Source organism: Lactiplantibacillus pingfangensis (genome assembly GCF_005404945.1).
In the GTDB taxonomy this organism is placed as follows: Bacteria; Bacillota; Bacilli; order Lactobacillales; family Lactobacillaceae; genus Lactiplantibacillus; species Lactiplantibacillus pingfangensis.
The window spans coordinates 1-22,801 of sequence record NZ_BJDG01000034.1; the positions used below are offsets into that span (position 1 = coordinate 1).

Annotated in this window: 19 protein-coding genes; 10 read left to right on the forward strand and 9 right to left on the reverse strand. The window is 44.6% G+C overall.

Annotated features, from left to right (window positions below; genetic code table 11):
* Positions 1-120: 120 nt before the first annotated feature.
* Together FFM74_RS12255 and FFM74_RS12260 are read right to left on the reverse strand one after the other, a co-directional pair.
* The gene (locus tag FFM74_RS12255) at positions 121-318 is read right to left on the reverse strand and encodes an LBP_cg2779 family protein (protein ID WP_137626920.1); all 198 of its coding nucleotides are present in this window, start codon (positions 316-318) and stop codon (positions 121-123) included.
* Between the two features lie 95 nt (positions 319-413).
* Positions 414-2,075 carry a phosphoenolpyruvate carboxykinase (ATP) gene (locus FFM74_RS12260; protein ID WP_137626921.1) on the reverse strand — a complete coding sequence of 554 codons (1,662 nt, stop codon included), beginning with the start codon at positions 2,073-2,075 and terminating at the stop codon, positions 414-416.
* A 422-nt stretch (positions 2,076-2,497) separates the two neighbouring features.
* On the opposite strand from FFM74_RS12260, the gene FFM74_RS12265 reads away from it, so the two are divergent.
* Together FFM74_RS12265 and FFM74_RS12270 are read left to right on the forward strand one after the other, a co-directional pair.
* Entirely contained in the window at positions 2,498-3,136 is a 639-nt protein-coding gene (locus FFM74_RS12265; protein ID WP_171000743.1) for a TetR/AcrR family transcriptional regulator, read from the forward strand.
* Between the two features lie 163 nt (positions 3,137-3,299).
* Entirely contained in the window at positions 3,300-3,797 is a 498-nt protein-coding gene (locus tag FFM74_RS12270) for a MarR family winged helix-turn-helix transcriptional regulator (RefSeq protein ID WP_137626923.1), read from the forward strand.
* Positions 3,798-3,922: 125 nt separating this feature from the next.
* On the opposite strand, the gene FFM74_RS12275 is transcribed toward FFM74_RS12270, so the two are convergent.
* Positions 3,923-4,879, reverse strand: a complete 957-nt coding sequence (locus FFM74_RS12275) for a DUF1002 domain-containing protein (protein WP_414672082.1) — start codon at positions 4,877-4,879, stop codon at positions 3,923-3,925.
* Between the two features lie 181 nt (positions 4,880-5,060).
* On the opposite strand from FFM74_RS12275, the gene FFM74_RS12280 reads away from it, so the two are divergent.
* From FFM74_RS12280 to FFM74_RS12300, 5 genes are all read left to right on the forward strand, one after another.
* Positions 5,061-5,384 carry a magnetosome magnetite crystal formation protein family gene (locus tag FFM74_RS12280; protein ID WP_137626925.1) on the forward strand — a complete coding sequence of 108 codons (324 nt, stop codon included), beginning with the start codon at positions 5,061-5,063 and terminating at the stop codon, positions 5,382-5,384.
* A gap of 21 nt (positions 5,385-5,405) precedes the next feature.
* Positions 5,406-5,987, forward strand: coding sequence for a TetR/AcrR family transcriptional regulator (locus FFM74_RS12285; RefSeq protein WP_137626926.1), 582 nt, complete (start codon positions 5,406-5,408; stop codon positions 5,985-5,987).
* Between the two features lie 2 nt (positions 5,988-5,989).
* Positions 5,990-6,508 carry an O-acetyl-ADP-ribose deacetylase gene (locus FFM74_RS12290; protein WP_137626927.1) on the forward strand — a complete coding sequence of 173 codons (519 nt, stop codon included), beginning with the start codon at positions 5,990-5,992 and terminating at the stop codon, positions 6,506-6,508.
* 182 nt (positions 6,509-6,690) lie between these two features.
* Positions 6,691-7,518: an undecaprenyl-diphosphate phosphatase gene (locus FFM74_RS12295; RefSeq protein WP_137626937.1), complete on the forward strand. Its 828-nt coding sequence runs from the start codon at positions 6,691-6,693 to the stop codon at positions 7,516-7,518.
* Between the two features lie 188 nt (positions 7,519-7,706).
* Positions 7,707-8,969: an AAA family ATPase gene (locus FFM74_RS12300; protein WP_137626928.1), complete on the forward strand. Its 1,263-nt coding sequence runs from the start codon at positions 7,707-7,709 to the stop codon at positions 8,967-8,969.
* 726 nt (positions 8,970-9,695) lie between these two features.
* Here the strand turns inward: FFM74_RS12300 and FFM74_RS12305 are convergent.
* Complete coding sequence (locus tag FFM74_RS12305) at positions 9,696-10,169, reverse strand: threonine/serine exporter family protein (RefSeq protein ID WP_137626929.1); 474 nt, start codon at positions 10,167-10,169, stop codon at positions 9,696-9,698.
* Positions 10,170-10,184: 15 nt separating this feature from the next.
* Complete coding sequence (locus FFM74_RS12310) at positions 10,185-10,937, reverse strand: threonine/serine exporter family protein (RefSeq protein ID WP_137626930.1); 753 nt, start codon at positions 10,935-10,937, stop codon at positions 10,185-10,187.
* 143 nt (positions 10,938-11,080) lie between these two features.
* Between FFM74_RS12310 and FFM74_RS12315 the strand changes: the two genes are divergently transcribed.
* Together FFM74_RS12315 and FFM74_RS12320 are read left to right on the forward strand one after the other, a co-directional pair.
* Entirely contained in the window at positions 11,081-11,941 is an 861-nt protein-coding gene (locus tag FFM74_RS12315) for an aldo/keto reductase (protein WP_137626931.1), read from the forward strand.
* A 686-nt stretch (positions 11,942-12,627) separates the two neighbouring features.
* Positions 12,628-13,566 (forward strand): AEC family transporter, encoded by a 939-nt coding sequence (locus FFM74_RS12320; protein ID WP_137626932.1) that lies wholly within the window; start codon positions 12,628-12,630, stop codon positions 13,564-13,566.
* Positions 13,567-13,635: 69 nt separating this feature from the next.
* Here FFM74_RS12320 and FFM74_RS12325 read toward each other — a convergent pair whose 3' ends face one another.
* Positions 13,636-15,186, reverse strand: a complete 1,551-nt coding sequence (locus tag FFM74_RS12325; protein WP_137626933.1) for a bifunctional metallophosphatase/5'-nucleotidase — start codon at positions 15,184-15,186, stop codon at positions 13,636-13,638.
* Between the two features lie 596 nt (positions 15,187-15,782).
* Here FFM74_RS12325 and FFM74_RS12330 point away from each other — a divergent pair.
* Complete coding sequence (locus FFM74_RS12330; RefSeq protein ID WP_137626934.1) at positions 15,783-18,395, forward strand: cation-translocating P-type ATPase; 2,613 nt, start codon at positions 15,783-15,785, stop codon at positions 18,393-18,395.
* Between the two features lie 91 nt (positions 18,396-18,486).
* On the opposite strand, the gene FFM74_RS12335 is transcribed toward FFM74_RS12330, so the two are convergent.
* The 3 genes from FFM74_RS12335 to FFM74_RS12345 form a co-directional block, all read right to left on the reverse strand.
* Positions 18,487-19,509 (reverse strand): amidohydrolase family protein, encoded by a 1,023-nt coding sequence (locus tag FFM74_RS12335; RefSeq protein ID WP_137626935.1) that lies wholly within the window; start codon positions 19,507-19,509, stop codon positions 18,487-18,489.
* Between the two features lie 25 nt (positions 19,510-19,534).
* Positions 19,535-21,484 (reverse strand): beta-glucoside-specific PTS transporter subunit IIABC, encoded by a 1,950-nt coding sequence (locus FFM74_RS12340; protein WP_137626936.1) that lies wholly within the window; start codon positions 21,482-21,484, stop codon positions 19,535-19,537.
* 99 nt (positions 21,485-21,583) lie between these two features.
* Entirely contained in the window at positions 21,584-22,642 is a 1,059-nt protein-coding gene (locus FFM74_RS12345) for an alkaline ceramidase (RefSeq protein WP_223877235.1), read from the reverse strand.
* Between the last annotated feature and the right edge of the window lie 159 nt (positions 22,643-22,801).

Sequence of the window (22,801 nt, forward strand, 5' to 3'; positions counted from 1 at the left end):
TATAAAAAGCACATAAAAAATCCGTTGCCAGTAATCAAGATTGGTCTTGATTACCAACAACAGATATTATAGAGCCTAAAAAAACACCCAACTTAATGGATGTCTAAAGTAGTCAGGCAATTAAGCCTTCGCTTTACTGTTCATATACTTTTTCAACAGTTGTACTTCGTCTTGTGTTGGTGTAACTTCGCCGGATTTGATGTTGTGAATCCGTTCAACAGATAATTGACTGCCGAAAGCGAGATCACCGTCTGTGAGATGGTGCTGACGTTCAAATGTGATCAGTTTTTCTGACAATTGGCTCAATGGTAGTTCCATGCTCCTCACCCCGATTATTAGAATTCGTAAAAGTTCAGTGCGGTAACTGATACTTTTATTATAACCTTAAATCGGAAAAAACGGGGCGGGAATGGCTAACGAGTTACCTTGTCTGTTAATTGACGTTGTAATTTAACCAAGATATCGGTAATTTCATGTGGTAAACGATCATTATGCGTATGTTGATATTGGTCCACAAAGTTGGCCCGAATGCCTAAACGCGTCGCGACTAACTGACGATAGTCGGTGTTGTCATAATCAACCGGGAAGTCAGCCAGTTTTAAGTTCTGCATGTGATCACAGCCAGCAAAGGATTCCCATTCAGTCGTATTGTTGACGATGGCTTCCAGGGCGCCTAAAGTAATTTCCTTAGGGATTTTCTTGTCACCGAAAAATCCGGTATTTAATAGGTAGCAATCCAAGTGCCGTTCTTCGAATAATGCTTTGAAGTCATGGTAGTCTTCCGATAATGGATAAACGCGGAATGGATTAGCGAAAGGTTCAATGACAAGTGCATTACGGTCAACATCGCCAACAATATTTTCGGCCGAACTACGTTTAGTGGCCAAAGTTGCGCCAAAGGTTGCGGCTAGGACAGGATCGTCCACTTTGATTACTGGTGGTAAGCTATCGTCTTTCATGATCCAGAAAATGGCGTTGATTGGCGCATTTTCTTTATCCACCCGGTTAGTCGAAGCGTAACGGGACTTGATGGTTCGGCCATTCCCATTCCGTAAATCTTCGGTTACGAGGACTTTTCGACCTTGGTCGTCCAAAGTGACACCAACGTTTTGGATGGTCATAAAGTATTTGGTTTCATCGGAAGTCATTGGATAATCATTCGTTTTGTCAAAATAGGATGGTTCTAAGGCCACCGAGCTACCGTTTTTACGGTTGATAACAAAGGCATCGTCATGTAACACGGTGATGTCATATTTATAACCATGTTTGGCATGCGTCAAAGTGGATTTCCCGGAGCCGGAAAGGCCAAACATCGCAAAGACTTGGTCTTGCTTGTCCTTGAAATGGAAGGCTTTTAAGCCGCCGTGGCAAGAAACATAGCCGTGCCGATGGGCGATGGACCACGCTAAAGTTAAGGTAGATTTCTTGAGTTCACCGAAATATGGCATGCCTAAAATGGCGGCCGCGTTATGTTTCGGATCGAATAATGCCAAACCATCGGGATAATCCGGATCGTGATAGCTCGGGTCGGCATAGATGTAAATATCACCTTCTGGATAGGCGACTGAGTTATCGAACATTTTTTGATAATGCTCAGTAATCGGTTGGAAATTCAACATATATGAGAGTAAGTTATTGGCATAGCCGTCAGGGATTGCTAAGTGCGCCTGGACGATGAAATCTTCGTCTAAACCAACGAGGACGTCGGTTTTGATGAAGTGCTTTTGTTGGCCGTTATAGACTGCTTGACGTAAACGTCCAGCCATATCAGCTTCGTCAACACCTTCATCACCGAGAATCCGCCGTGCTTGAGCAGTCCGACCAACGACTTTACCGGTGTTGTCGATTAACATCTTAGCATCTGCTGGCAGCCCAAGATCAGTTGGCCGATAGATTGGTAAATCGGTTTGAATGGTCCCTGGCCCTTGGACAGCTAATTCATAGGCTGTAGCGACATTCGGAATGTGAGTCATGTTGTTGCCATAAAAGGCGGTCTCGATCGTAGAACGAACTTGTGAAAAGATTGGATTACTGCGACCGATATCGGCTAATTTGTATGAATTGTTAGTACTCATGTTGAAAGCCTCCTCGAACATTTAATGCATTAAGTTTACCACAGATTTCGCCTTATGAAAGCGCTTAATTTATCAATATAACTGACTTTGTAACTTTTTAAAAGGATCGTAATAATTCGTTTCAACTGATATTCTTGGACAAGAATTAAGTGGATGCAGTTCATCAATTATATTGATAACTTTTGAGCATGACAACCGACGCTATTTAGTCGAAACAAGTGAATTTACGATAAAGTGAAAAATAAGTTGCATTGAATGGTATATTAGTATAGTTTATCTAAAGGGGATCAAGATTGAATTTTCTGAGCACAATTCAATTGGTATTTACCGATGACAAGTGTAATCAGTGGCGTAGTTAGCACAAGTCATCAATAATGAAGGAGGTGGCGTCGGTGCCACGAAAAAGAAATACCCAACGCCGCATGGAAATTGTGAATACGGCGTTTCGGTTGTTCGCTGAAAGCGGGTATGACTTAGTTCAGATGAAGGATATTGCAGAAGCCTGTGATATTAGCAAATCATTGTTACAACACTATTTTCCTAAGAAAATCGTCCTGTTGAGCACGATGTTGAATGAACTGATGTTGAGTGCCTTTACTTATAGTAACGAACAGTTGACGGCGTTATCAGCGGAGCAACGAACCATGATTCAAATGAGCTTCTCACTTCGAATGTTGGATGAGAATCCTAAGATTGAGCATTTTATTCGCGATGTCTTTCAAAGCCCAGATCTAACGACTGAATTAGTGTTAGTGACCTTGGATTGGTTGGAAGCGATTGGTGTTGATGGTGAGACGATTGCCATTCGTTATGCCATTAACTTCTCGGTATCTGGTGGGATGGCGGTCTTCTTCAAGCGTAAGTTGTTACGAGCTAGTGTTGAAGCGATATCAGAGAATGTTGGACACTCGTTCTACTTATTGCTAGGTGAGTCTACCGAAAAAATTAACCAGATTTACTTGAGTACCGCCAAGTATAATACGGATCATTACTATGAACAGTTTGTGGACTATTTGCACACGCATGCAACGATAGATCTGAGTTTAGAAATAAAAATTTAATATAAAAATTACGCAAATTTCCTTGTATTTGGTAAAATATACTAGTACACTTTAAATCGGGGAAATGATAAAAGACGCTTACTAATTAAAGAAAAACTTTGGAGTGAATTGTGGACATTGACTGATCATAATTCAACCGTTAGATTGAAAGGGAGATTTTAATATGAACGAAGATATGGAATTTTTTGACCGATTCAGCCATATGTATTTACACGGCTTTAAGAACCTAGCTGACATGTTCGCGGAACCAGCCACGGAGCACGGAATTACGTTGGACGAATTTTACATCCTTTATGACATTGCAGAAGCAAAGGGCAAGATTCGTTTGATGGATATTGCGGAAACTCATGGCGTTACGCGGTCAGCAATTTCACGGTTAATCGGTCGGTTACTACGGAAAGATTATTTATACCAAGAAGCCGAAGACCATGATCGTCGGAATAAAGTTTTGAAGTTAACGCCTGAAGGTGCTCGCGTTGAACACGTTGTTTTCAGTGAATTATTACAACGGAACCGTGTTTGGCGTCAAATGTTCAGTTCAGCTAAGCAATACCAAACTTTGGATTTAGTTGAAGAATTCATGGACAAGTTTGTCAACGAAAATGCTGGCAAGCAATCTCAAAAGACCAGCTTTGCCGAAGACAATCGTGCTGAAGCGTAAGTTAAGTTAATAATGAAATTACAAAAGTCGCCCAGTAAACCAATGTTGGTTTTGCTGGACGGCTTTTTGAGTTACGCAAAAAAACGGTCACACTGTCTAAATTGACAGTGTGACCGTTGCTAGACCTAGCCAAAAATGGATTTAACGATGGAACTGAAGAAGTTCACGACCGCCGTCCAGATTTTTTGGAGTAAGTTTTGATTTTCAGGGGTATTCAATTTGCTGAAGATTCCCTTTGCATTTGATTGGATATTTTTCATCAATGAGTTAGCTTGTGTCTTGAAACTAGAAGAATCTAAGGCACCAGAATCTCGAATCTTGACGAGTAAGTTAATAATTTCTGTTTTTTGATTATTGGTGATGACATTAGTTAAGTTATTATTAGTGATTTGTTGGTTAACAATGGTGGTAATTTCATTCTTGGTGACATTGCTACCTTTTTTAGCCATTTCAGCTTTGGCACCGGCAACGGCATTATTCAATTGGGCATCTGAGTAGCCATCTTTACCCTTGTTAGCAGTTGTAATGCCGCTCAAGGTACTTAATTCGCTTTGTGCGGCGTTAACTTGCTGAGTGTTTAACGCGTTACCGTTTTTGGCGTAAGCGGCGTAAACCCCAGCTAACGCACCAGAACCGTCAATCGAAGTTGCTGAGGTCACATAGATGTTGGCATCGGTGATCCCGGCGGTCAACGCGGCATTCTTATATTGATCCGCGGTAATCGTGGTGATGTTATTGCTCCCGTTATAGTCGAGAATTTTAACATTGATTCCGGAACCGGAACTGGTCTTTTGAATCATGGCACTTGACCAAACGCCCGAGCTACTAGTGAAACTCTCACCAGCTGGATTGAGATATTTGACTAAGGTGTCACCGTTAACGGTCAAAGTTTGGTAATTAGAACCGTTTAAACTTGAAGTTAATGTATCGATTGTCCCACTTTTTTGACTGCTAGTTAGACTTGAACCAAGCGTCACAATTGGTTCGTCAGAACTATCATCAGCATGGGCCGCTAACTGGTAGCTCCCAACGCCTAACAATAAGGCGGCCAGTAAGCCGAGCCATTTAAACTTTTTCTTCATCATAAAGATTTTCCTCCGCATCTTAACTAATGCACCTTAAATTATAGCAGACTGATGATTCGAGTGGTTAACGGGGCGCACAATTTGACAGACTCCTAACTATTTTTAGATTTCTTTATCATTTGCTGTCAGGTCGTTGGTTCGCTATACTCGGGGTAACTAATGAAGGGTGGGGACCGAGATGACACGTAATCGCGTGATTAATAGTTTAAGTTATTTGAGTATATTGTTTTTACCAGTCTTATTTCCACTAATTGTCTGGGCATTAACCGGAGATAATCCAGAGGTTCATCGACCAGCGGGGCAAGCATTTTGGATCCAGCTCTTGCCAACCATCATGGGAGTCTGTTTTTTAATTGCCTTAGCAGTTTCTGGCTTTTATATGGACAACCTCGCGCATAGTGGTTGGTTAGCGATCGTTTTACTAGCTGTCCTGGCGTTAATTGCTTTAGGAAGTTATCTTTACGCTTTAGTCCGAGGAATTCAATATTTAGTTAGCGAGTAGTTTTTTAAGGAAGGTGTCGAGATGACAAATTCACAAAAATTAACGCCGCAAGCGACGACAAACGCATTCATGAGACAATTTTGGCAACATGGCTATGGTCAAACAACCGTTGACGAGTTGTTGACAGTTGGGCAATTGTCACGGTCGCAATTTTATCGACAATATCGCAGTAAATCAGTGGCTTTACGTCGAAGCCTCCAAGCTTATCAAACGATTTTAGATGAACAACTGACGCAATTGGTTCAACGTGATCGTGCGATGGGGGCGCCATTGACCGCGATACTAGCGGATTGTCTGTTAATGCCATTTCAAAGTGACCAGTGGCCGGCTGGTTGCTTGATGGTTAATTTGATGGCGGAATTAGGTGATCAAGACACGCTGATTGCCAATCAAACCCAAGAAATTTACGCGAATTTACAAACGCGACTCGTGGGGTTATTGGCGCCAGCTGCAAGTGACTTATCCGTGTCAGTTGCGACGGCGGCAGCGAGCTTGATGCAAGTTCGAACGGGGTTACAGATTCTCGCAAAACAGCATCTAGGCGCCGCCCAACTAAAGCAACAAGCGATGGCCAGTGTGGCGCTGATTGTTAGGGGGGATTAAGCTTGGCTAAAATTGAAATTGTGTTGGGTGATATTACGAAAAGTCAGGTGGACGCGATCGTGAATGCCGCCAATACGAGTTTATTAGGTGGGGGCGGCGTTGATGGGGCGATTCATCGTGCAGCCGGACCGGCATTATTGGCTGCTTGTCGGCCATTAAATGGTTGTGCCACCGGAGAAGCTAAACTAACGCCTGGTTTTCGGTTGCCGGCAAAGTATGTGGTACATACTCCTGGGCCAATCTGGCGTGGTGGGCAGCATCATGAACGGACGCTGCTAGCCAACAGTTACCGGAATAGTTTAACCCTCGCGGCAGCACACGGTTGCCAAACGGTGGCGTTTCCGTCAATTAGCACTGGGGTGTATCATTTTCCCCTCGAGCTCGCGGCAGAAATCGCCCTGCGAACCTTGCAGGAAACGGCTGCAACGACTGCTAAATCGGTTCAGTTGATTCAGATTGTTTGCTTTGATGACCAAACTAAAAAGGCCTACGAGATTGCGTTAGCGGCATTATCGGCCTAAACTTTACAAATTTCTTACTTTCAAATGCTATTCACTCAGGTCAAGCATTGCTATAATTAAATAGCTTCATCCAGATGGCAGCAAAAGCCACAAGCGTCACCATCTGGCGGAATTGTCGGGGAAGTTGTGATCACACCGGACTTGCATGGGGCGCTTCCGGCTTAAAAGAAAGGAATCTGACCTTGTTAGATATGATTAAAGCGGTCATCCTGGGGATTGTCGAAGGGATTACCGAGTTCTTGCCAATTAGTTCAACTGGACATTTGGTGTTAGTTGATGAGTTCATTAAGATGCAACAATCAACGCAGTTCACGGATATGTTCAACGTTGTGATTCAATTAGGGGCGATTATGGCGGTGGTTGTGCTATATTTCCATAAATTAAATCCGTTATCACCTCGTAAGAGTAGCAATGAAAAACGCGATACGTGGATTCTGTGGAGTAAAGTTATCTTAGCAGTGATTCCATCAGTCATTATCGGGTTACCGTTAAATGACTGGATGGATGCCCATTTGATGAACTGGGCCGTCGTTTCAGCGACCTTGATTATTTACGGGATTCTGTTCATTGTGATTGAAAATCATAACAAGCAGTTGTCACCGAAGTTTGGTGATCTGAAGACGTTGCCTTATACGACGGCACTCTTCATCGGTTGTTTCCAATTACTTTCTTTAGTGCCCGGGACTTCTCGCTCTGGGGCCACTATTTTAGGGGCTATTTTGATTGGGACGTCGCGTTATGTGGCGACTGAATTTTCATTCTTCATGGCGATTCCAACGATGTTTGGGGCGTCACTGTTGAAGCTATACAAGTACTTTAGTCATGGCAATTCATTGGCGGGCTTACAAGGCGCCGTTTTGGCCGTTGGGGTGATTGTTTCTTTCGTGGTCGCTTACTTGTCAATCCGCTTCTTATTGGATTACATTAAGAAAAATGACTTTAAAGCTTTCGGTTGGTATCGAATTGTTTTAGGGGCATTAGTCATTGCCTACTTTACATTGGTTCACTAAAAACTAACTAAATCAGACCTTTCTTGAGTTGACGTGGTTCAACTCAGGAGAGGCCTTTTTGTGTTTAAAACAGAAAAATTGCCAAGCCTTACCTATAATCTAACTAAATGCAACTATAATAGTCACCAGTTCACATTTTTTCTGTATTAAGTGTTAAAATAAGCTCAATACAGAAGGGAGTGGCCCAAATGTTAATTGATTTTACGATGAAAAATTTTAAATCCTTTAAATCTGAAACGAGTTTATCGGCGGAAGTCGGTGAAAGATTAAGTAAGTACCGCCAGACAAACACTTTAAAAACGGCAACGACGACGATTTTAAAAAATTTATTGATTTTTGGGCCCAATGGTTCTGGAAAATCCAATTTATTAGATGGCATTCAAAAGATGCAGACAATGGTTTTGAACAATCCGACGAAAGTTACGGAACCATTATCGGTTGATAATTTTAGTTTTGATGATCGTTCAGATACAAAAGATACGGTTTTCAGGATGACTTTTTCAACCACGCAACATACTTTTAGGTATGGTTTTTCATACAATCGAAAGCAAGTGACGTCTGAAAAGCTAGAGTTGGTTTTGAAGACTAGTGTGAAACCATATTTTGTTCGCAATGGGACAACTGTTGAGAGTTCATCGAAATTGATTAGAGAAATTAACCAGATGACTAAGAAAAACTCACTTTTGTTATTTACGGCACAACAACATAATGATGCCTTGGCAACGGAGGCGTTTACTTGGTTTGCGGAAAATCTGATTTTTGTCGGTGATTACGCTGTGACACCGGTGGTTAGCGAGTTACTTGGTCTAGCACAGGATGAAAGCATCAAAGCGCAGCTGTTAACTTTTTTACATTTTGCAGATTTCAATATTGTTGATTTAGAAGTGACTGAACAACCAGCAGCTTGGTCCAATCCGACAGTTGCACCGGCCATGATGAATCAGCTATTCACCGTTCATAAAAAATATAATGAAAATGGCCAATTAATAGGCAAAACTAGGCTTGCAATTGCACGCGAATCTCGGGGAACTCAGAAAATTTTGATGATTGCATTGGCTTTTATCAATGCTGAATTGACTAGTAATGATAAAACGTTGTTATTTGATGAGTTTGATGATTCCCTTCATTTAGAATTATCACAAGCGATGATTAAAATTTTCAATTCACAGGCGAATCAGAACCAGTTTATTCTCACGACCCATGAGCTCCAACTGTTGGATTCAGAAGTTCGAGTAGATCAAATCTACTTAGTCGAAAAGGACTTTAAGGGTGAAAGTGACTTGAATGCAATTTTTGATTTTAAGGATACGCGGCATACAACTAGAAATGGGATTAGCTATATGAAACGTTATTTAGAAGGTCGGTTTGGGGCAACACCAATCATTGACTCCGACCGCATGTTAGCCGCACTCACGAAGAAGGTTAAGTCTCCCAACGAATTGGGTGATTAACGATGAGTCGCAAGAGTAAGTCAAAGCCAATTAAACATGTGATTATTATCTATCATCTATTGTGAGGGATTCTCTGACGGAGCGCTCACAACGAGTTTAGGATCAACCTTTAGCTTTTAAGCTAAAGGTTGAAAGATCAAAATCGTTAGTAACCACTGCCATGTCAATGATTAGGGCATGAAGATTAGTTGACATGACTGCCTCCAGTCGCCGCTGATAACATGCGGTCGAGGGACCGGGTCAAGCCTGAGAAACGTCTTGTCCCTCGCCCAGAACCCTTGCAGAAATCACAAGTGTCCTGGACCGTCCGTGGCGTAACGCCGGCAAAAAACATGCCGACCCAACGCCACCTTCACGACCGATGCTATCAGCGGCGACTTCCAGCTAATTTAACTGTTTTTAGACTAGATTTAGCGTAGGCAGGCAGAAATCGTTGTGCTGTGTCGGTAAGATTGGTCGGCGTTCTGGCCGCCTAATCTTACAGGGCGATTCAAAGACGCGGTCTGTCGGCTTTGAATCGAAGTTCCAGACCGCACTGTGGCTGGGACAGTCCCACCATAGCACAGCGATTTCTGCCTGCCGGAGCGGGATCGCCACTAGTTTGGAGGTTCCTGTTGCCTATATAACAGTGTTTACGAGTCCTTTTGTCTTTTCAACCTTCAGTTTAAAGTTAATTCTCGCCACGAAAGCTGAATGCAGTCTTTCATGGCGAGAATTTTTTCCATTTTACGCTTGTTTTTGGGCCAGATGCCAGGTCAGTCGATTAATAAATTCGGCAATGAGAAAGCCAATAGCAATGACGCCGGCGATAATGACGACTTGTGCCAAATACTGGTTAGCAATGTCGGGGTGTCCAGTCACTAAGTTACGGACAACGCGATAAGATTGGCCGCCAGGTACCAATGGCACGAGACTAGGGATGTTAAAAATAATCATCGGCATCTGTTTGTAATGCGCAGCGAGTCCGCTTGCCACGCCAATGACGATCGCGGCGACTAAGTTACCAATCGCTAGCTTCACATCAATTGTCATTGGTAAAACTTGGTAGAGCGCCTCGTAAGTCACCCAGCCGGCGGCACCAACCCAACCACTGAGATTAACCGCGCGGCGTGGAATATTTAGTAAGACGCCAAAGCCCGCCGTAGCGAGATAGGCGAGGATGAATTGTAATAAGCCAGTTGTCACAAGCCAATACCACATGGGATGGTGCCTCCTTTAATAAAAAATTGAGGTCAGGGCGATACCTAAACCGATCGCGCAGGCCGACAAGATGGCTTCAATGGCGCGGGCGGGACCGCTGAGTAAATTGCCGGTCATCGTATCGCGAACGGCATTGGTGATAGCAACGCCCGGAACTAACGGCATGACGGCGCCAATAATAATGGCGTCTGGGTGATAGTTGTTTTGTGTTAAATAAAAGCCGATTAGCGTGATCAACCCAATCACAAAGGCGCCCACGAATTCACTTAAAAAACGGATACGGCCTAAACGATTGACCCAATAATAGGCGGCAAATCCAGCCATACCAGCTAAGCCACAAGTCAGTAAATCGGCGGGTGTGGCATGACCGGTAAAGGCGACCATTAGTGGGACGCTGACAACCAGAGCCGCAACGACTAGCCAACTGAATGGAAAGGTCGGCACGGCTTGATTGACGCGCGCTAAGGCGGCTGAAAATTCAGTGAGCGTGATTTCCCGACTGGCAAAGCGCCGAGAAAGGGTGTTGACTTGATCCACTTTTTCTAAGTCCATCCCACGTTGATGAATGGCTCGGACTTGACTCGCATCGGTTTCTGGTAGGGAGACGGTAATACCGGTTAACAAGACAAAAACTTGGGCATCTGGATAACCGGCGTTGGTGGCAATCCGATGCATGGTGTCTTCAACCCGGGCGATTTCAGCGCCGTTTTCAAGGAGAATGGCGCCAGCTAATAGCGTTGTTTGCATTAATAATTTTGGTTCGGTCATGCCACCAGCCTCACTTAAAGTTAGAATACTTGTATTTTCTCACGAAAACGATGACGAGTCACTCATTTGGGAACAGATTGCTTGACCATTGGCCCCCAAGTACGGGAAAATCAAGGTGTAAATAAAATACTGGAGGCATCTCGATGACAGAATTAACAAAGCTCACCGATACGTATAGTTTAAATAATGGGACTAAGATTCCAATCGTTGGTTTTGGAACCTGGCAAACCCCTGATGGTCAAGTTGCTTATGACTCAGTTTTAGCGGCTTTAAAGGCTGGCTATCGGCATATTGATACTGCTGCGGCTTATGGCAATGAAGATAGCGTTGGCAAAGCCATTGCGGACAGTGGCGTTGCCCGTGAAGACCTATTTGTCACGACGAAGTTATGGAATGCGGATCATGGTTATGACACCACTAAGGCTGCTTTAGAAACCTCATTACAAAAGCTCGGTTTGGACTATGTGGATCTGTATTTGATTCATTGGCCAAATCCAGCTGCTATGCGGGATAACTTTGAACAATTAACTGCGGATACTTGGAAAGCGATGGAAGAACTTTATGCAAGTCGTAAAGCTCGGGCCATTGGTGTTTCTAACTTCCGGCCAAAACATTTAGATGTCTTATTAAAAACGGCTAAAGTTGTGCCAGCAGTTAACCAAATCTTCTTAAATCCTAGCGATATGGAAGACGAAGTTGTAGCTTATAATGAAGCGCACGGTATTTTATCCGAAGCGTACAGTCCACTTGGCACTGGGAAGATTTTTGGTATTCCAGAATTGAAGACGATTGCGGCGAAGTACAATAAGAGTGTTGCCCAAGTTGTTTTACGCTGGTCATTACAAAATGGCTTCTTGCCATTACCAAAGTCCGTTCATGCGGACCGGATTGAACAAAATACTGAATTATTTGATTTCGAATTGAGTGCTGCTGATATGGAAACAATCGACGGGATGCACGGTGTCGCTGGCTTAGCTAACGATCCTGATCAAGTTAATTTCTAAGGATAACAGTTAAAAGTCGTGCTTGAGTTTGGACAGCTTGTCTGGGCTTGAGCACTTTTTTTGTTGTTGACTAAAGGTTGAAAAGCAAAAATACTGTCATACCAGTACATTGGTAACGAAAAAAGTCAACGTTGTCGCTTCCGGGCATCGCTGATTACATGCGGACGAGGGACCAGGTCAAGCCTGAGGAGCGGTCTTGACCTTCGCCCGGAATGGTTGCAAAAACCGCAACTATCCCGGACCGTCCGTCCCGTAAGATCGGCAAAAGCCGCCGCTCAAACGGGACTTTCACGTCCGATGCAATCAGCGACGCCCTTCAGCTAGGCCAATGGTTATAAAGTAAATGACGTTAAAAACGGTTGATTTGATTATTGAAAATCATTGAGCCAGTCGCCACCTTGCACCCTTTAGTTGTTGACGGTTAAAAATAGCCGAAGATTTCTGCACGACTCAAAGCCGTGGTTTATCGGCTTTAGTCAGGTTAACTAAAAGAAGTTTGCTGAGTTTCGCTGAAAAAACGTGATTTCTAAACTTTGTCGACCGACCGGCTTTTGAAGTCGAAGCTGAGTAAGACTAGTGGTTTGAAAAGTAAGGTGGGGAGCGTTTTGTTGGTGATTTGGTCGGCTAAGTCCCGCTGACTGCTGTGTTACACTCAAGCCAACTCAAGTTTTGGAGAGGGTGAGCACATGTTAGCCACGTTATTATTAGCCATTTTACCGATTGTTGTTACTTTGGGATTAGGTTATTGGGCAGGTTGGCGTCAGCAGTTTCCGAGCAATACTAGTGATGTGCTCATTCAGCTTTTGATGGTCTATGCGCTTCCCTTGAGTTTGTTTGGGGGCATTTTAACTTTAAAACGCCGCGTTATTTTACAGAATTTGCCAGTGGCCGCTTGGTTAGCGGTGGGCATGCTAGGCGGCTTGATTGTTTTAGTGATTTTGCAACGCCTGGGCGGTCAAAATCTGTCATCAGCGACCTTGAATGCCTTATCAATTGCGAGCCCCTCGGTACCATTCATGGGGACGTCCGTCTTGTTAATCGTTTTCGGTCGGATCAGTGTGTTACTAGTGGCGCTTGGCGGTCTCTACATGAACTTGATTCAAGTGCCGGTGAGTGTGTTTTTGCTGACCTTAGTTGATAAAGACGCCACGGCCAGCCGCTGGCAGTTGATGTGGCGAACATTACTAGTCTCAAGTCGACAGCCAGTGGTGTGGGCACCAATTTTAGCCTTTACCCTAAACTTGATTGGCTTTAGCTTACCAACGCAGTGGTTGACGTTATTTACTGAACTCGGTCAAGCTGCGGGCGGGGTCGCCTTGTTCGCAATCGGCTTAATTTTAGCGGCACACCAGTTAAAATTAACTTGGCCGATAATTAGAAATGTCAGTTTGAAAAATTTAGGGTTACCATTAATTATTTGGCTAGGAATGCATTTAATGGGGACCGCGCTACTAACCCAACAATTGGTTGTCATCACGTTAGCCATTCCCACCGCGGCAATTCCAACGATGCTTGCGGTTCGACAACAGTTACCGGCTGATGATTATGTGGCAACCCAGTTACTAAGCACCGTGTTAGCGCCAATCACTATGGGCGTCCTGATGCTTGGCTTGCGAATTGTTTAGCACGACTAAAAAACGACTAACCTCAGCACTGACAAATGAAGTCAGGTTTTGAGGTTGGTCGTTTTTTAGTTAATAGTTAACTTTGAAGTTCGTTGGTTGCATCGCGGTCACAACCGGGTGCTCAGCGAAGTAATCCGCAATCAAAACGGTCATATCAGTTGAAAGTTGGCGATCAATTTTTTCTGTGCTAAACATGGGATAATTGCCACCGCCACCCGCGCGATAATGATTCAATGTGACGGTTAAAGCTTGCTCTGGTTGGACTGGGAGATCATGATAATCGAGTTGAACGACACGCTCACCAATTGGTCGTGTTAAGTCAAATGTATAGTCAATCCCGCTATAAATATCATAAATATAATGGCGTAATTTCGGTTTCAAAAATTCGGGATTGACGATGACTTTGCCAGCGACTAATAAGAAATAACTGGCGCAACGTTCTAAGGCTTGTTTTAAGTCAGCGCCAGTGATCGTTTCAACCGCGAGCTTGTTCGGATAAACGTAGCTATTCATGACTTCTCGCATGGTCACATGCTGCTTCAAGCCGGGAACATCATCGTTAAAAAGCGCAGTGGCCGCAATATCGGTGCCGGTCGCCGCCATTTCAACTTGGTTGATAAAATTAAGATACGGATGATTATGCAAGCGCGCTTGTAAATGACTATGAACTAGCATACTACCGTTAATCTTGCCTAATGGCGTATCGAGCCAATCTTCCATTTGCGTGTTAATCGGTGCCAATAAACGCATGACATGCTGATTGGGCTCGCTAGTTTTAACACTGAAAACTTCGGGTTTGCGTTGAATGACTTGTTTATGTTCATCTAAATCCAATGTAATCATGGCAACGTTCGTGCCCTTCATGCCAGGTTGGGTGACTGGCACACCTTGTGTCGTCACGGCTAGGCGCCGATGTTGGTGGCCAGTAATCAAGGCGTCGATCCCTGGAACTTCTGCCAAAAGTGCTGAGCCACGGTTTTCACCATTTAAACGTTCGGTTGGTAGGGCAGTTTTCGGGTCACGTTCGAGTCCACCGTGGTAGGCCACGACGACGACATCTGCGAGTTGGCGCAACTTTGGCACGTATTCTTTCGCAGTTTCGACGACGTCGGTAAAATGCAGCCCAGCCAGGTGACTAGGCAGTTCCCAACGTGAGACGAATTGGGTCGTTAAACCGAGAATGGCAACTTTAACGCCGGCCCGTTCCAGAATCGTATAGGGTTTAGCAAACAGCGTGCGGTTCAAATCATCATGAATATTTGCTGCTAGCATCGGATAATTGCGAGCAGATTCGCATAGGTCGAGAAAGTCGAGCCCATAGTTGAATTCGTGATTGCCAAAGATTCCGGCCTGAACATGATTACAGTTAGCTAACCGTGAATAAAGGGGTGCCGCTTCTTGATGACGGCGCGCAATGAAATACGTCAACGGCGAGCCTTGCACAAAATCGCCATTTTCAATCACAATTGGCCAAACTTCGTCGTTATCTTCAGCCGTGAGCTGATGGATCATGGTCGCCGCGCGACTGAGACCAAAAGGCACCACCCGGTCACGCCGACTATAGTCGGTAGGTGCTAAATAGCCATGAACATCGCTGGTTGAGATTAATTTGATTTGCATTCGCCGGGCCTCCACTTATAAGTTAATTTCTATTATAACAATATTAACGCAGATTAAGTTAGTCATGACAGCTTACAAGCGAAATTTTTATGTCGGTAGCAGTCGAAAGATGCCGCTTCCGGTTGGGACTGATCACATGCGGCCGTGGGACCGGTCCAAGCCAGGCACGTCTTGGACCTCGCCCGGAACTCTTTCAAAACGCGAAAGTATCCCGGACCGTCCGTGGGGTAACGTCGGCAAAAACGGCCGATGTTACCCACCATCACGACCGATGTGATCAGTCCCAACCTTCAGTTAATTAGGCTTAGCGGAGTCAAGCAGCAACGTTGTGCTGTCTTATCTTGCATAGCACAACATTGCTGACTGGTGAAACACTCATCATTAAGTTAGAAGCGTCGGTTGCTTACAACGGCTAGTTGACTAATCTAAAAGCAAGCAGATTTTTTCCTCAAGTTAACTTTCAAGAACCTGACAACCCAACGGTCCCGAGCGTAATCTACAAACTTTCTTCATAATCTGGGCAAAAATCGGCTAAATGTATGCGGTATCATTAGTTAATAGCAATTGTAACGATAATCACAGTAGAGGAGACGATTATGAGCAACGGTAAGCTAAGCAAACTTAACTTAACGCCCAAGTCCGGATTAGATGCAACAACGGTGGCTGCGCGACTGGACCAATTCGGGATCAATGAATTGGTTGCAAGTCGGCAACCCCCACTATGGCGTAAAATTTGGCAACATCTCAGTGATGTTTCATCATTAGTTTTATTATTCGCGGTTGGTTTGGCAAGTTACATGGCTATTGCGCAAAATGGTGGCTGGATGAAAACCATTGTGATTGGGTCAATTTTAATCATTAATGTCGCCATTGGTCTCTATCAAGAAGCTTCCGCGGAAAAGGCCTTGGCCGCGCTGAAGTCAATGAGTCTGCCGACGACGACCGTTCGGCGTGAAAATGTGGCGCAGACGATTGCCGCTGAACAACTTGTACCTGGAGATTTAGTTCTCTTGAAAGCCGGTGACCAAGTTCCAGCCGATGCTATCGTGACTGAAAGTGCTAATTTGACGATTGACGAAGCGGTTTTAACGGGTGAAAGCGTGCCGGTTGAAAAGGACGCCTATCAGGTTGACACGACAATCACCGAAGTGCAGCAAGCTTTTGCTGGCACTGCGGTAACTGGTGGCACGGCGGTCATTCAGATTGTTGCCACTGGGATGGCGACCGAGTTAGGCCAAATTGCCGGACTTTTAAATAAAACGAAGAAACGCGCCACACCGCTACAAGGCCGATTGAACCGGCTATCTGGTTGGTTAACCACATTCGCGATTTTAGGCGGTTTCGTGATTTTTGCCCTGAGTATTTGGGTGCAAAATCAAGGGGTTGCTGACAGTTTGATGATTGGGATTTCATTGGCTGTTGCGGCCGTGCCGGAAACCTTGCCGATTATTGTGACGATTAGCTTGTCACATGGGGTGAAACGAATGGCGGAACGGCATGCTATCATGCGTCGAGTGAGTGCCGTTGAAACCATTGGCGGCATTGATGTGATTGCTTCTGACAAAACTGGGACGTTGACGCAAAATAAAATGACGATTACCAAATATTGGACGCCAAAAACGGGTATTAAGTCGGCCAGTGAACCAGTTCCGGTAGCTGCGCGGCAATTGATGCAATCATTGGGACTGGCGACCAACGCCGAGATTAAGACAGTGGACGGGGTCGAGCAAGCGCTGGGCGACGCCACCGAATTGGCGATTGTGCGCTGGTTAGCTAAAAATGAGACGAGTCGGGCCGATTTTGAACAGGATTACCCCCGCGTGGCAGAAGATCCGTTTGATTCCAAGAAAAAGATGATGACGACGGTCCATGCGTTAAATGATGACCAACAACTCGTGATTGTCAAAGGTGCCTTAGATCGGCTGCCGTTGAAACGACATGCCGCCAATGACGCGGCCGCGCAAGTAGCCCATGACCAATTTGGTGAAGCTGCATTGCGGGTCTTGGCAGTTGGCTACAAGGTGATGCCGAAACAAGCTGATCCGAGTGCGGACTGGGCAGCAGTCAATCAGGATGTCACACTGGCCGGCATTGTCGGAATTATTGATCCACCGCGGCCAGAAGTTATGCCAGCGATTCAAGAAGCGAAACGTGCCGGAATCAAGCCGGTGATGATTACCGGCGATCATTTAGTGACGGCGACCGCGATTGCTAAAGAAATCGGCATTTTGACAGCTGGCCAACGCGTGATGTCTGGTGAAACGCTACGCGGCTTATCAGATGACGACTTAACTGCGCAAATTAAAGACATTGCGGTCTTTGCTCGGGTCTCACCAACGGATAAAATTCGTATTGTGCAAGCTTGGCAGACAACCGGGGCGACGGTCGCCATGACCGGTGATGGCGTGAATGATGCGCCGGCCTTGAAAGCGGCGGATGTTGGGATTGCCATGGGCATTACTGGGACCGAGGTTTCAAAAGGTGCCGCAGATATGATCTTGACAGATGATAATTTCGCCACGATTATTGCCGCAGTTAAGGAAGGCCGGACAGTTTATCAAAACATTTTGAAGGCTGTTGAGTTTTTAGTCGGCGTCAACTTTGCCCAAATTTTCTTAATGGTTGGGGCGGTGTTGTTCGGTTGGGGTGCGCCGCTGTTGGCGGAACAGCTCTTAATTATCAATGTGTTGGCCGATGGGATTCCTGGCTTTTATATTAGTCGCGAACCCGGCGAACCAACTGCGATGCAACAGGCGCCAGTTGGCAGTGATGAAAGTATCCTGGCTCGCGGTCTTGGGCGACGACTAGGCTTACGTGCCGTCACCTTCACAATTTTAACTTTAGGACTTTATGCACTGGGACGCTTTGTCTTATCTGGAAATCAAGCTGAAGTCGGGATGACGATGGTCTTCCTTGTCTTGGCGGTTGGGTCGATGATTGATATTTATGCCATCAAGGATCGTGAACCGCTGACGGTCATGAGCATGAAACGCAACCCAACTTTAAACCGTGCGCTAATGGTTGGTGTGGCGGTGGTCATTGCAATTGCGGCAATTCCAGGGCTTCGCAATTTGATTGGCCTAGTGGCATTACCTGCGAGTGCTTGGGTGTTTGCGATTGTTGGCATGTTCGTCCCAACGATTGTCTTAGAATTAAATAAGCGCTGGCAACAGCGACGGCAAGCAGTTGTGACCAATCTTGCGGAATGAGTACCGGAACTGTTTTGAAGCGCTAGTTATGGCGTTGTTACCTGCAAGCAAAAACGTTCACCCAAGAAATTGGTGTGAACGTTTTTTGGTGTTATAAGTTGTACAATCGTTGTGCGTTACCAGCGAGAACCTTAGCTCGGTCGGTTTCTGGCGCATTTAAAGCTTGAATCATCTTTGGCCCTTCAGTCATCCAAGCAGTTTTAACCGGATATGACGAACCGTAAACCACATTGTTAGCACCTAAAACCTTCATTGCGATTTCAAGATTATCAGGTCCCCAAGGCTGAGCGTGGGAAACTTCATAATAAATATTGTTTTCTAGACGGTTCTGAATGCTACTTGTATTAGTATCAAAGCGACCATTGCCAGAGTCATGTGGTAGAAACATCGTTTTGTATGTGAAGTAGCCACCACCTAGCATTGAATGGATTAACTTCAAATCAGGCAGTTCTTCGAATAAATCGCTGAAAACTTCGCGACTGATGGCAATAATCTGATCTTCACAACGACCATAAGAGCGACGCAGATTTTCATAGTCTTTAATCGCGTTGTATTCAATCGGTACTGGTGAATGGTGAATGTAAACGGGAATCTGCTTTGATGCTACATGTTGGAAGAAGCTTCGGTAAGCCGGATTATCAAGATAGCCATCTTGATAATGGGTTGAGAGTTGCAGACCGTTTAAACCTAGTTCATCAATACAATAATCAAGTTCGGCTAAATTTTCCGGCGTGCCATAAGGTGGCACAGTTGCTAAAGCGACCATCCGACCATGACTGGCCTGAACATGTTTTGCAACGGCTCGGTTAAAAATCTTACAAAGGTCTAAGTCTAGCCATTCTTGACAACCTGGTAACTTCAGGACAGCTTGATCAATGTGGCCAGCAGCCATATCGTGGAGCTGGTGGTCAAGCGTGTAGTCATTTTGAAAGTAATCAAGGCTACTTTGACCGATGGGTTCTTCAATCACAAATTTCTTTGAGCCATCAGGTAGGGTGCTAACGATGGCTTTTGAATCACGGCCATTGTTAACTGCTTGCACAAACTTTTGTTGTAATGGTTCATCAGTAAATAATTCGGCTGGTAACCAGTAGACATTGGCATCAATAATCATCTGAATCTCTCCTTGTCGTTAAAACTTAATTGGTTACAGTGGCTGCAGCATCTGCCTCAGTCGTTAATTCTTTTAATTCGACATTTAAAACTTTTGTTTCCTTGGTTACGGGACCGAATTTGGTTGGCATGACGCTCTTAAGACGATCTGACTTAGTGACGACCATCATAACGGTTGTATCGTAACCTGCGGCAGTAATGGCCGGTTCGTCAAATTCAACGAGTAAATCGCCTTTTTTGACGCGCATGCCTTGATTAGCGTGCATGGTAAAGTGTTTGCCTTGTAAATTAACCGTATCAATACCGATGTGGATTAAGATTTCTTCACCGTCATCGGTCACCATACCAACTGCATGACCAGTTGGATAAGCGACGCGAATAACGCCGGCAGCGGGGGCATAAACTTTACCTTCATTAGGCTTAATCGCAATCCCATCACCTAAAATTAGTTTTGAGAAAACGTCATCGTTAACTGTCGTCAAGTCAAAGCTTTCACCGGCAACGGGAGCATAAACATCACTATGTTCAACAAATTTTTGGCTTGGCTTGGAATCGCTGACATCCTTTTTAGCGCCTAAAACTAAGGCAGAAATTAAGGCAACGGCAAAGGCCACAATACCGCTGATACAAAGACCAATGAAGCCAGCATCAATGCCTTTCGGGTTAATAAAACAAGGCAATCCTAAAATGCCACTAGCACCGAATGAATAAAGCTTTGAACCGGAGAACCCAGCAATTGCCCCACCAATCCCAGCAGCGGTGAAGGAGGTTAGCAGAATCTTCTTTCGGGGAATTAAAACACCGTAAAGTGCTGGTTCGTTAATACCAAAGAAAGCGGAAATGGCTGCAGCGACTGACATACTCTTAACGCGTTCATCACGTGCGCGAATCGCAACCCCAACAGCTGAGCCTAACACGGCTAACCCACCAGCAAAGATCAGGGGATTAATGACATCGTAGCCATAATGGGCGACGTCGATTGCAAAGAATGGAATAACTGCCCAGTGTAAGCCAAACATAACCAAAATACTCCAGAAGAAGCCCAGCAAGAACCCGGCAATTCCCTTATTAAGACCAACTAACCAAAGAACGGTGTCACTCAAAATATTTTGTAAGATCATGGCAATCGGGCCAATAATAATTAAACTCACGATCCCAGCGATTAATAGTGTGAAGAAGGGCACGAAGACCATTTTTAAGACATCGGGAATGACTTTGTCACAATACTTATAAACATAACTGGCAAACCAAACAATGATAATGATTGGAATAACGGTGCTGGCGTAGGACTGTAATGCCACCGGAATCCCTAGGAAGGTTAGTTTGTATTTCAAGGCAAAGATGGTGCCCTTGAAAATTGTTGAAACGGCGGTACTGCTAGCGGCAGTAGCTAAAGTTGGGTAAACCAAGAATGCCCCTAACGTAACGCCATAGATTTCTTTCAGGCCAAATTTACGAGCGGCACTCCAGCCAATGATGACTGGGAAAAAGTAGAATAGCGTGTCACCTAAAGCACTTAGAATAATATAAGTACCACTCTTGTCAGTTAATAAGCCAGTCACGGTGCAAAGTGAGAGGATCGCTTTGATCATCCCAGCGCCAGATAATAGGCCTAAAACGGGAATGAAGATTGAACTAATTAGGCCGAGCGCTTTGTTCAAGAAACCTTTTTGGTCGTCCTCGCCACCAGTTGGGGCCGACTCGTCATTGCCACTGATAACACTATCGGGAAACTTGGCAATCGTTAAGATGGCGTCATAAACACTACCAACACTCGGGCCAATCACGACTTGATATTGGCCACCTTGTTTGATGACATCCAGAACGCCATCTAAGTTCTTAATCGCGGCATCATTGGCTTTAGACTCGTCTTTTAAAACGAATCGAACCCGAGTCACACAGTGGGTGATGCTTTGAACGTTACTTTTGGTACCGACATTCTCAAGAATGTCTTTAGCTAATGGTTTGTAATCCATTTTTGAACAACCCTTTCAATTGTTGTATTTATCAAATTTAATTGACATACAATAATCGATTTTTATGATAGAGTCCCGATTATGGCTCCTTAATGTGAGTTAGTTGTTTTTTTCGTATACGTCTAGTAGTTGACTACCGTTGACGAATTTAGCAATGATTTCTTCGAATGTGCCAGCAGGAACCGGATTTCCAATGGTTTCAAAAGACAAGCCGTAATCCTGTGCTTGTAAGAAGTAATAGTGGAAGCCGTTACAGTAGCCTGCAATCAACACCGTTTTGTCAGTTGCGGCCCGTAGTAATTTGGCCCCGGCAGAAGCCAGCTCACCAGGAAAGACGAAGAGACGTAAGTCGCCAATATCGAGGAGCTGGAGGCTTAATAAATCATGAAATTGTGGCTGCTTAAGTTGTTGATCACATTTTTCAATCATGGCACTGATTGGTTGTGAACCAACGGATTTTTTAACACCACTCTTTAAGTCTGCAATCATTTGAGTTAATTTTTGATCATAAATTTTTTTGTCGTTGACCACTTCATGACTTAAGGTTAGGGTTCGGATTTTGCCGAGCGTGACAGTCTTAGGTGTCTGAATCTGGCCGATTGCCTGGGCGAGTCCGGTTGAAACACGTTCTAATTCTGCGAAGTCACGACCTTGGCGTTCATAGCGATTGCTAGAATCAGCCGCACAGCCAATCAACATTAGTGGGAAGAATCCCCAATCTTCGGCTAATTTAGCACAAGTATTACCAGCCAAGTCGGCGGTTAAATATTGATTGTCGGGACCTAAAACGGTGGAATGAACGGCCATGTTAACAATTCCAGCGATAGCCTTACCGTTTTGCATAAACTTGATGACACTGACGGCATTATCAGAGGGTTTATTAGGATGATTGCGATTGCTATAGTAACCGAAGACCTCACGTTGACCATATTGAACGGTGACTTCGGTTAATGTCTCACGGCATGATTCAAAAGCTGCAAGGAAACTGTTGACAAAGAAGTCATAATAACTCTGACTAAATTTACCGAACTCCCAGCTTCGGTGATAATCACGCACTGAGTGGTGATCATGAGTAACGCCGATAATGACATGATCCATGGCAATCCCATATTGACGACTAATCCGTTGTCGAATATCGGCAGCGACGACGTCTTCCAATTCTAGTAAATCGCCCGTTGCTAAGAAGCATTCATCGCCTTTTTCGTCATAAAAAAGGAGTGCGTTAATAAAAATATGATCGTGGGCTATACTCCTACTTAGGTAGACAAGCAAATAATTAAAGCTTGTTTACTTAGGGAGGAGTTTTTAGTATGGGCC

Excerpts from the sequence above, each read along its gene's own strand:
- FFM74_RS12275 (WP_414672082.1), bottom strand. The coding sequence starts at position 4,879 with ATGAAGAAAAAGTTTAAATGGCTCGGCTTACTGGCCGCCTTATTGTTA.
- FFM74_RS12315 (WP_137626931.1), top strand. The coding sequence starts at position 11,081 with ATGACAGAATTAACAAAGCTCACCGATACGTATAGTTTAAATAATGGG.
- FFM74_RS12265 (WP_171000743.1), top strand. The coding sequence starts at position 2,498 with ATGGAAATTGTGAATACGGCGTTTCGGTTGTTCGCTGAAAGCGGGTAT.
- FFM74_RS12285 (WP_137626926.1), top strand. The coding sequence starts at position 5,406 with ATGACAAATTCACAAAAATTAACGCCGCAAGCGACGACAAACGCATTC.
- FFM74_RS12305 (WP_137626929.1), bottom strand. The coding sequence starts at position 10,169 with ATGTGGTATTGGCTTGTGACAACTGGCTTATTACAATTCATCCTCGCC.
- FFM74_RS12310 (WP_137626930.1), bottom strand. The coding sequence starts at position 10,937 with ATGACCGAACCAAAATTATTAATGCAAACAACGCTATTAGCTGGCGCC.
- FFM74_RS12325 (WP_137626933.1), bottom strand. The coding sequence starts at position 15,186 with ATGCAAATCAAATTAATCTCAACCAGCGATGTTCATGGCTATTTAGCA.
- FFM74_RS12300 (WP_137626928.1), top strand. The coding sequence starts at position 7,707 with ATGTTAATTGATTTTACGATGAAAAATTTTAAATCCTTTAAATCTGAA.
- FFM74_RS12330 (WP_137626934.1), top strand. The coding sequence starts at position 15,783 with ATGAGCAACGGTAAGCTAAGCAAACTTAACTTAACGCCCAAGTCCGGA.
- FFM74_RS12340 (WP_137626936.1), bottom strand. The coding sequence starts at position 21,484 with ATGGATTACAAACCATTAGCTAAAGACATTCTTGAGAATGTCGGTACC.
- FFM74_RS12255 (WP_137626920.1), bottom strand. The coding sequence starts at position 318 with ATGGAACTACCATTGAGCCAATTGTCAGAAAAACTGATCACATTTGAA.
- FFM74_RS12260 (WP_137626921.1), bottom strand. The coding sequence starts at position 2,075 with ATGAGTACTAACAATTCATACAAATTAGCCGATATCGGTCGCAGTAAT.
- FFM74_RS12270 (WP_137626923.1), top strand. The coding sequence starts at position 3,300 with ATGAACGAAGATATGGAATTTTTTGACCGATTCAGCCATATGTATTTA.
- FFM74_RS12280 (WP_137626925.1), top strand. The coding sequence starts at position 5,061 with ATGACACGTAATCGCGTGATTAATAGTTTAAGTTATTTGAGTATATTG.
- FFM74_RS12335 (WP_137626935.1), bottom strand. The coding sequence starts at position 19,509 with ATGATTATTGATGCCAATGTCTACTGGTTACCAGCCGAATTATTTACT.
- FFM74_RS12320 (WP_137626932.1), top strand. The coding sequence starts at position 12,628 with ATGTTAGCCACGTTATTATTAGCCATTTTACCGATTGTTGTTACTTTG.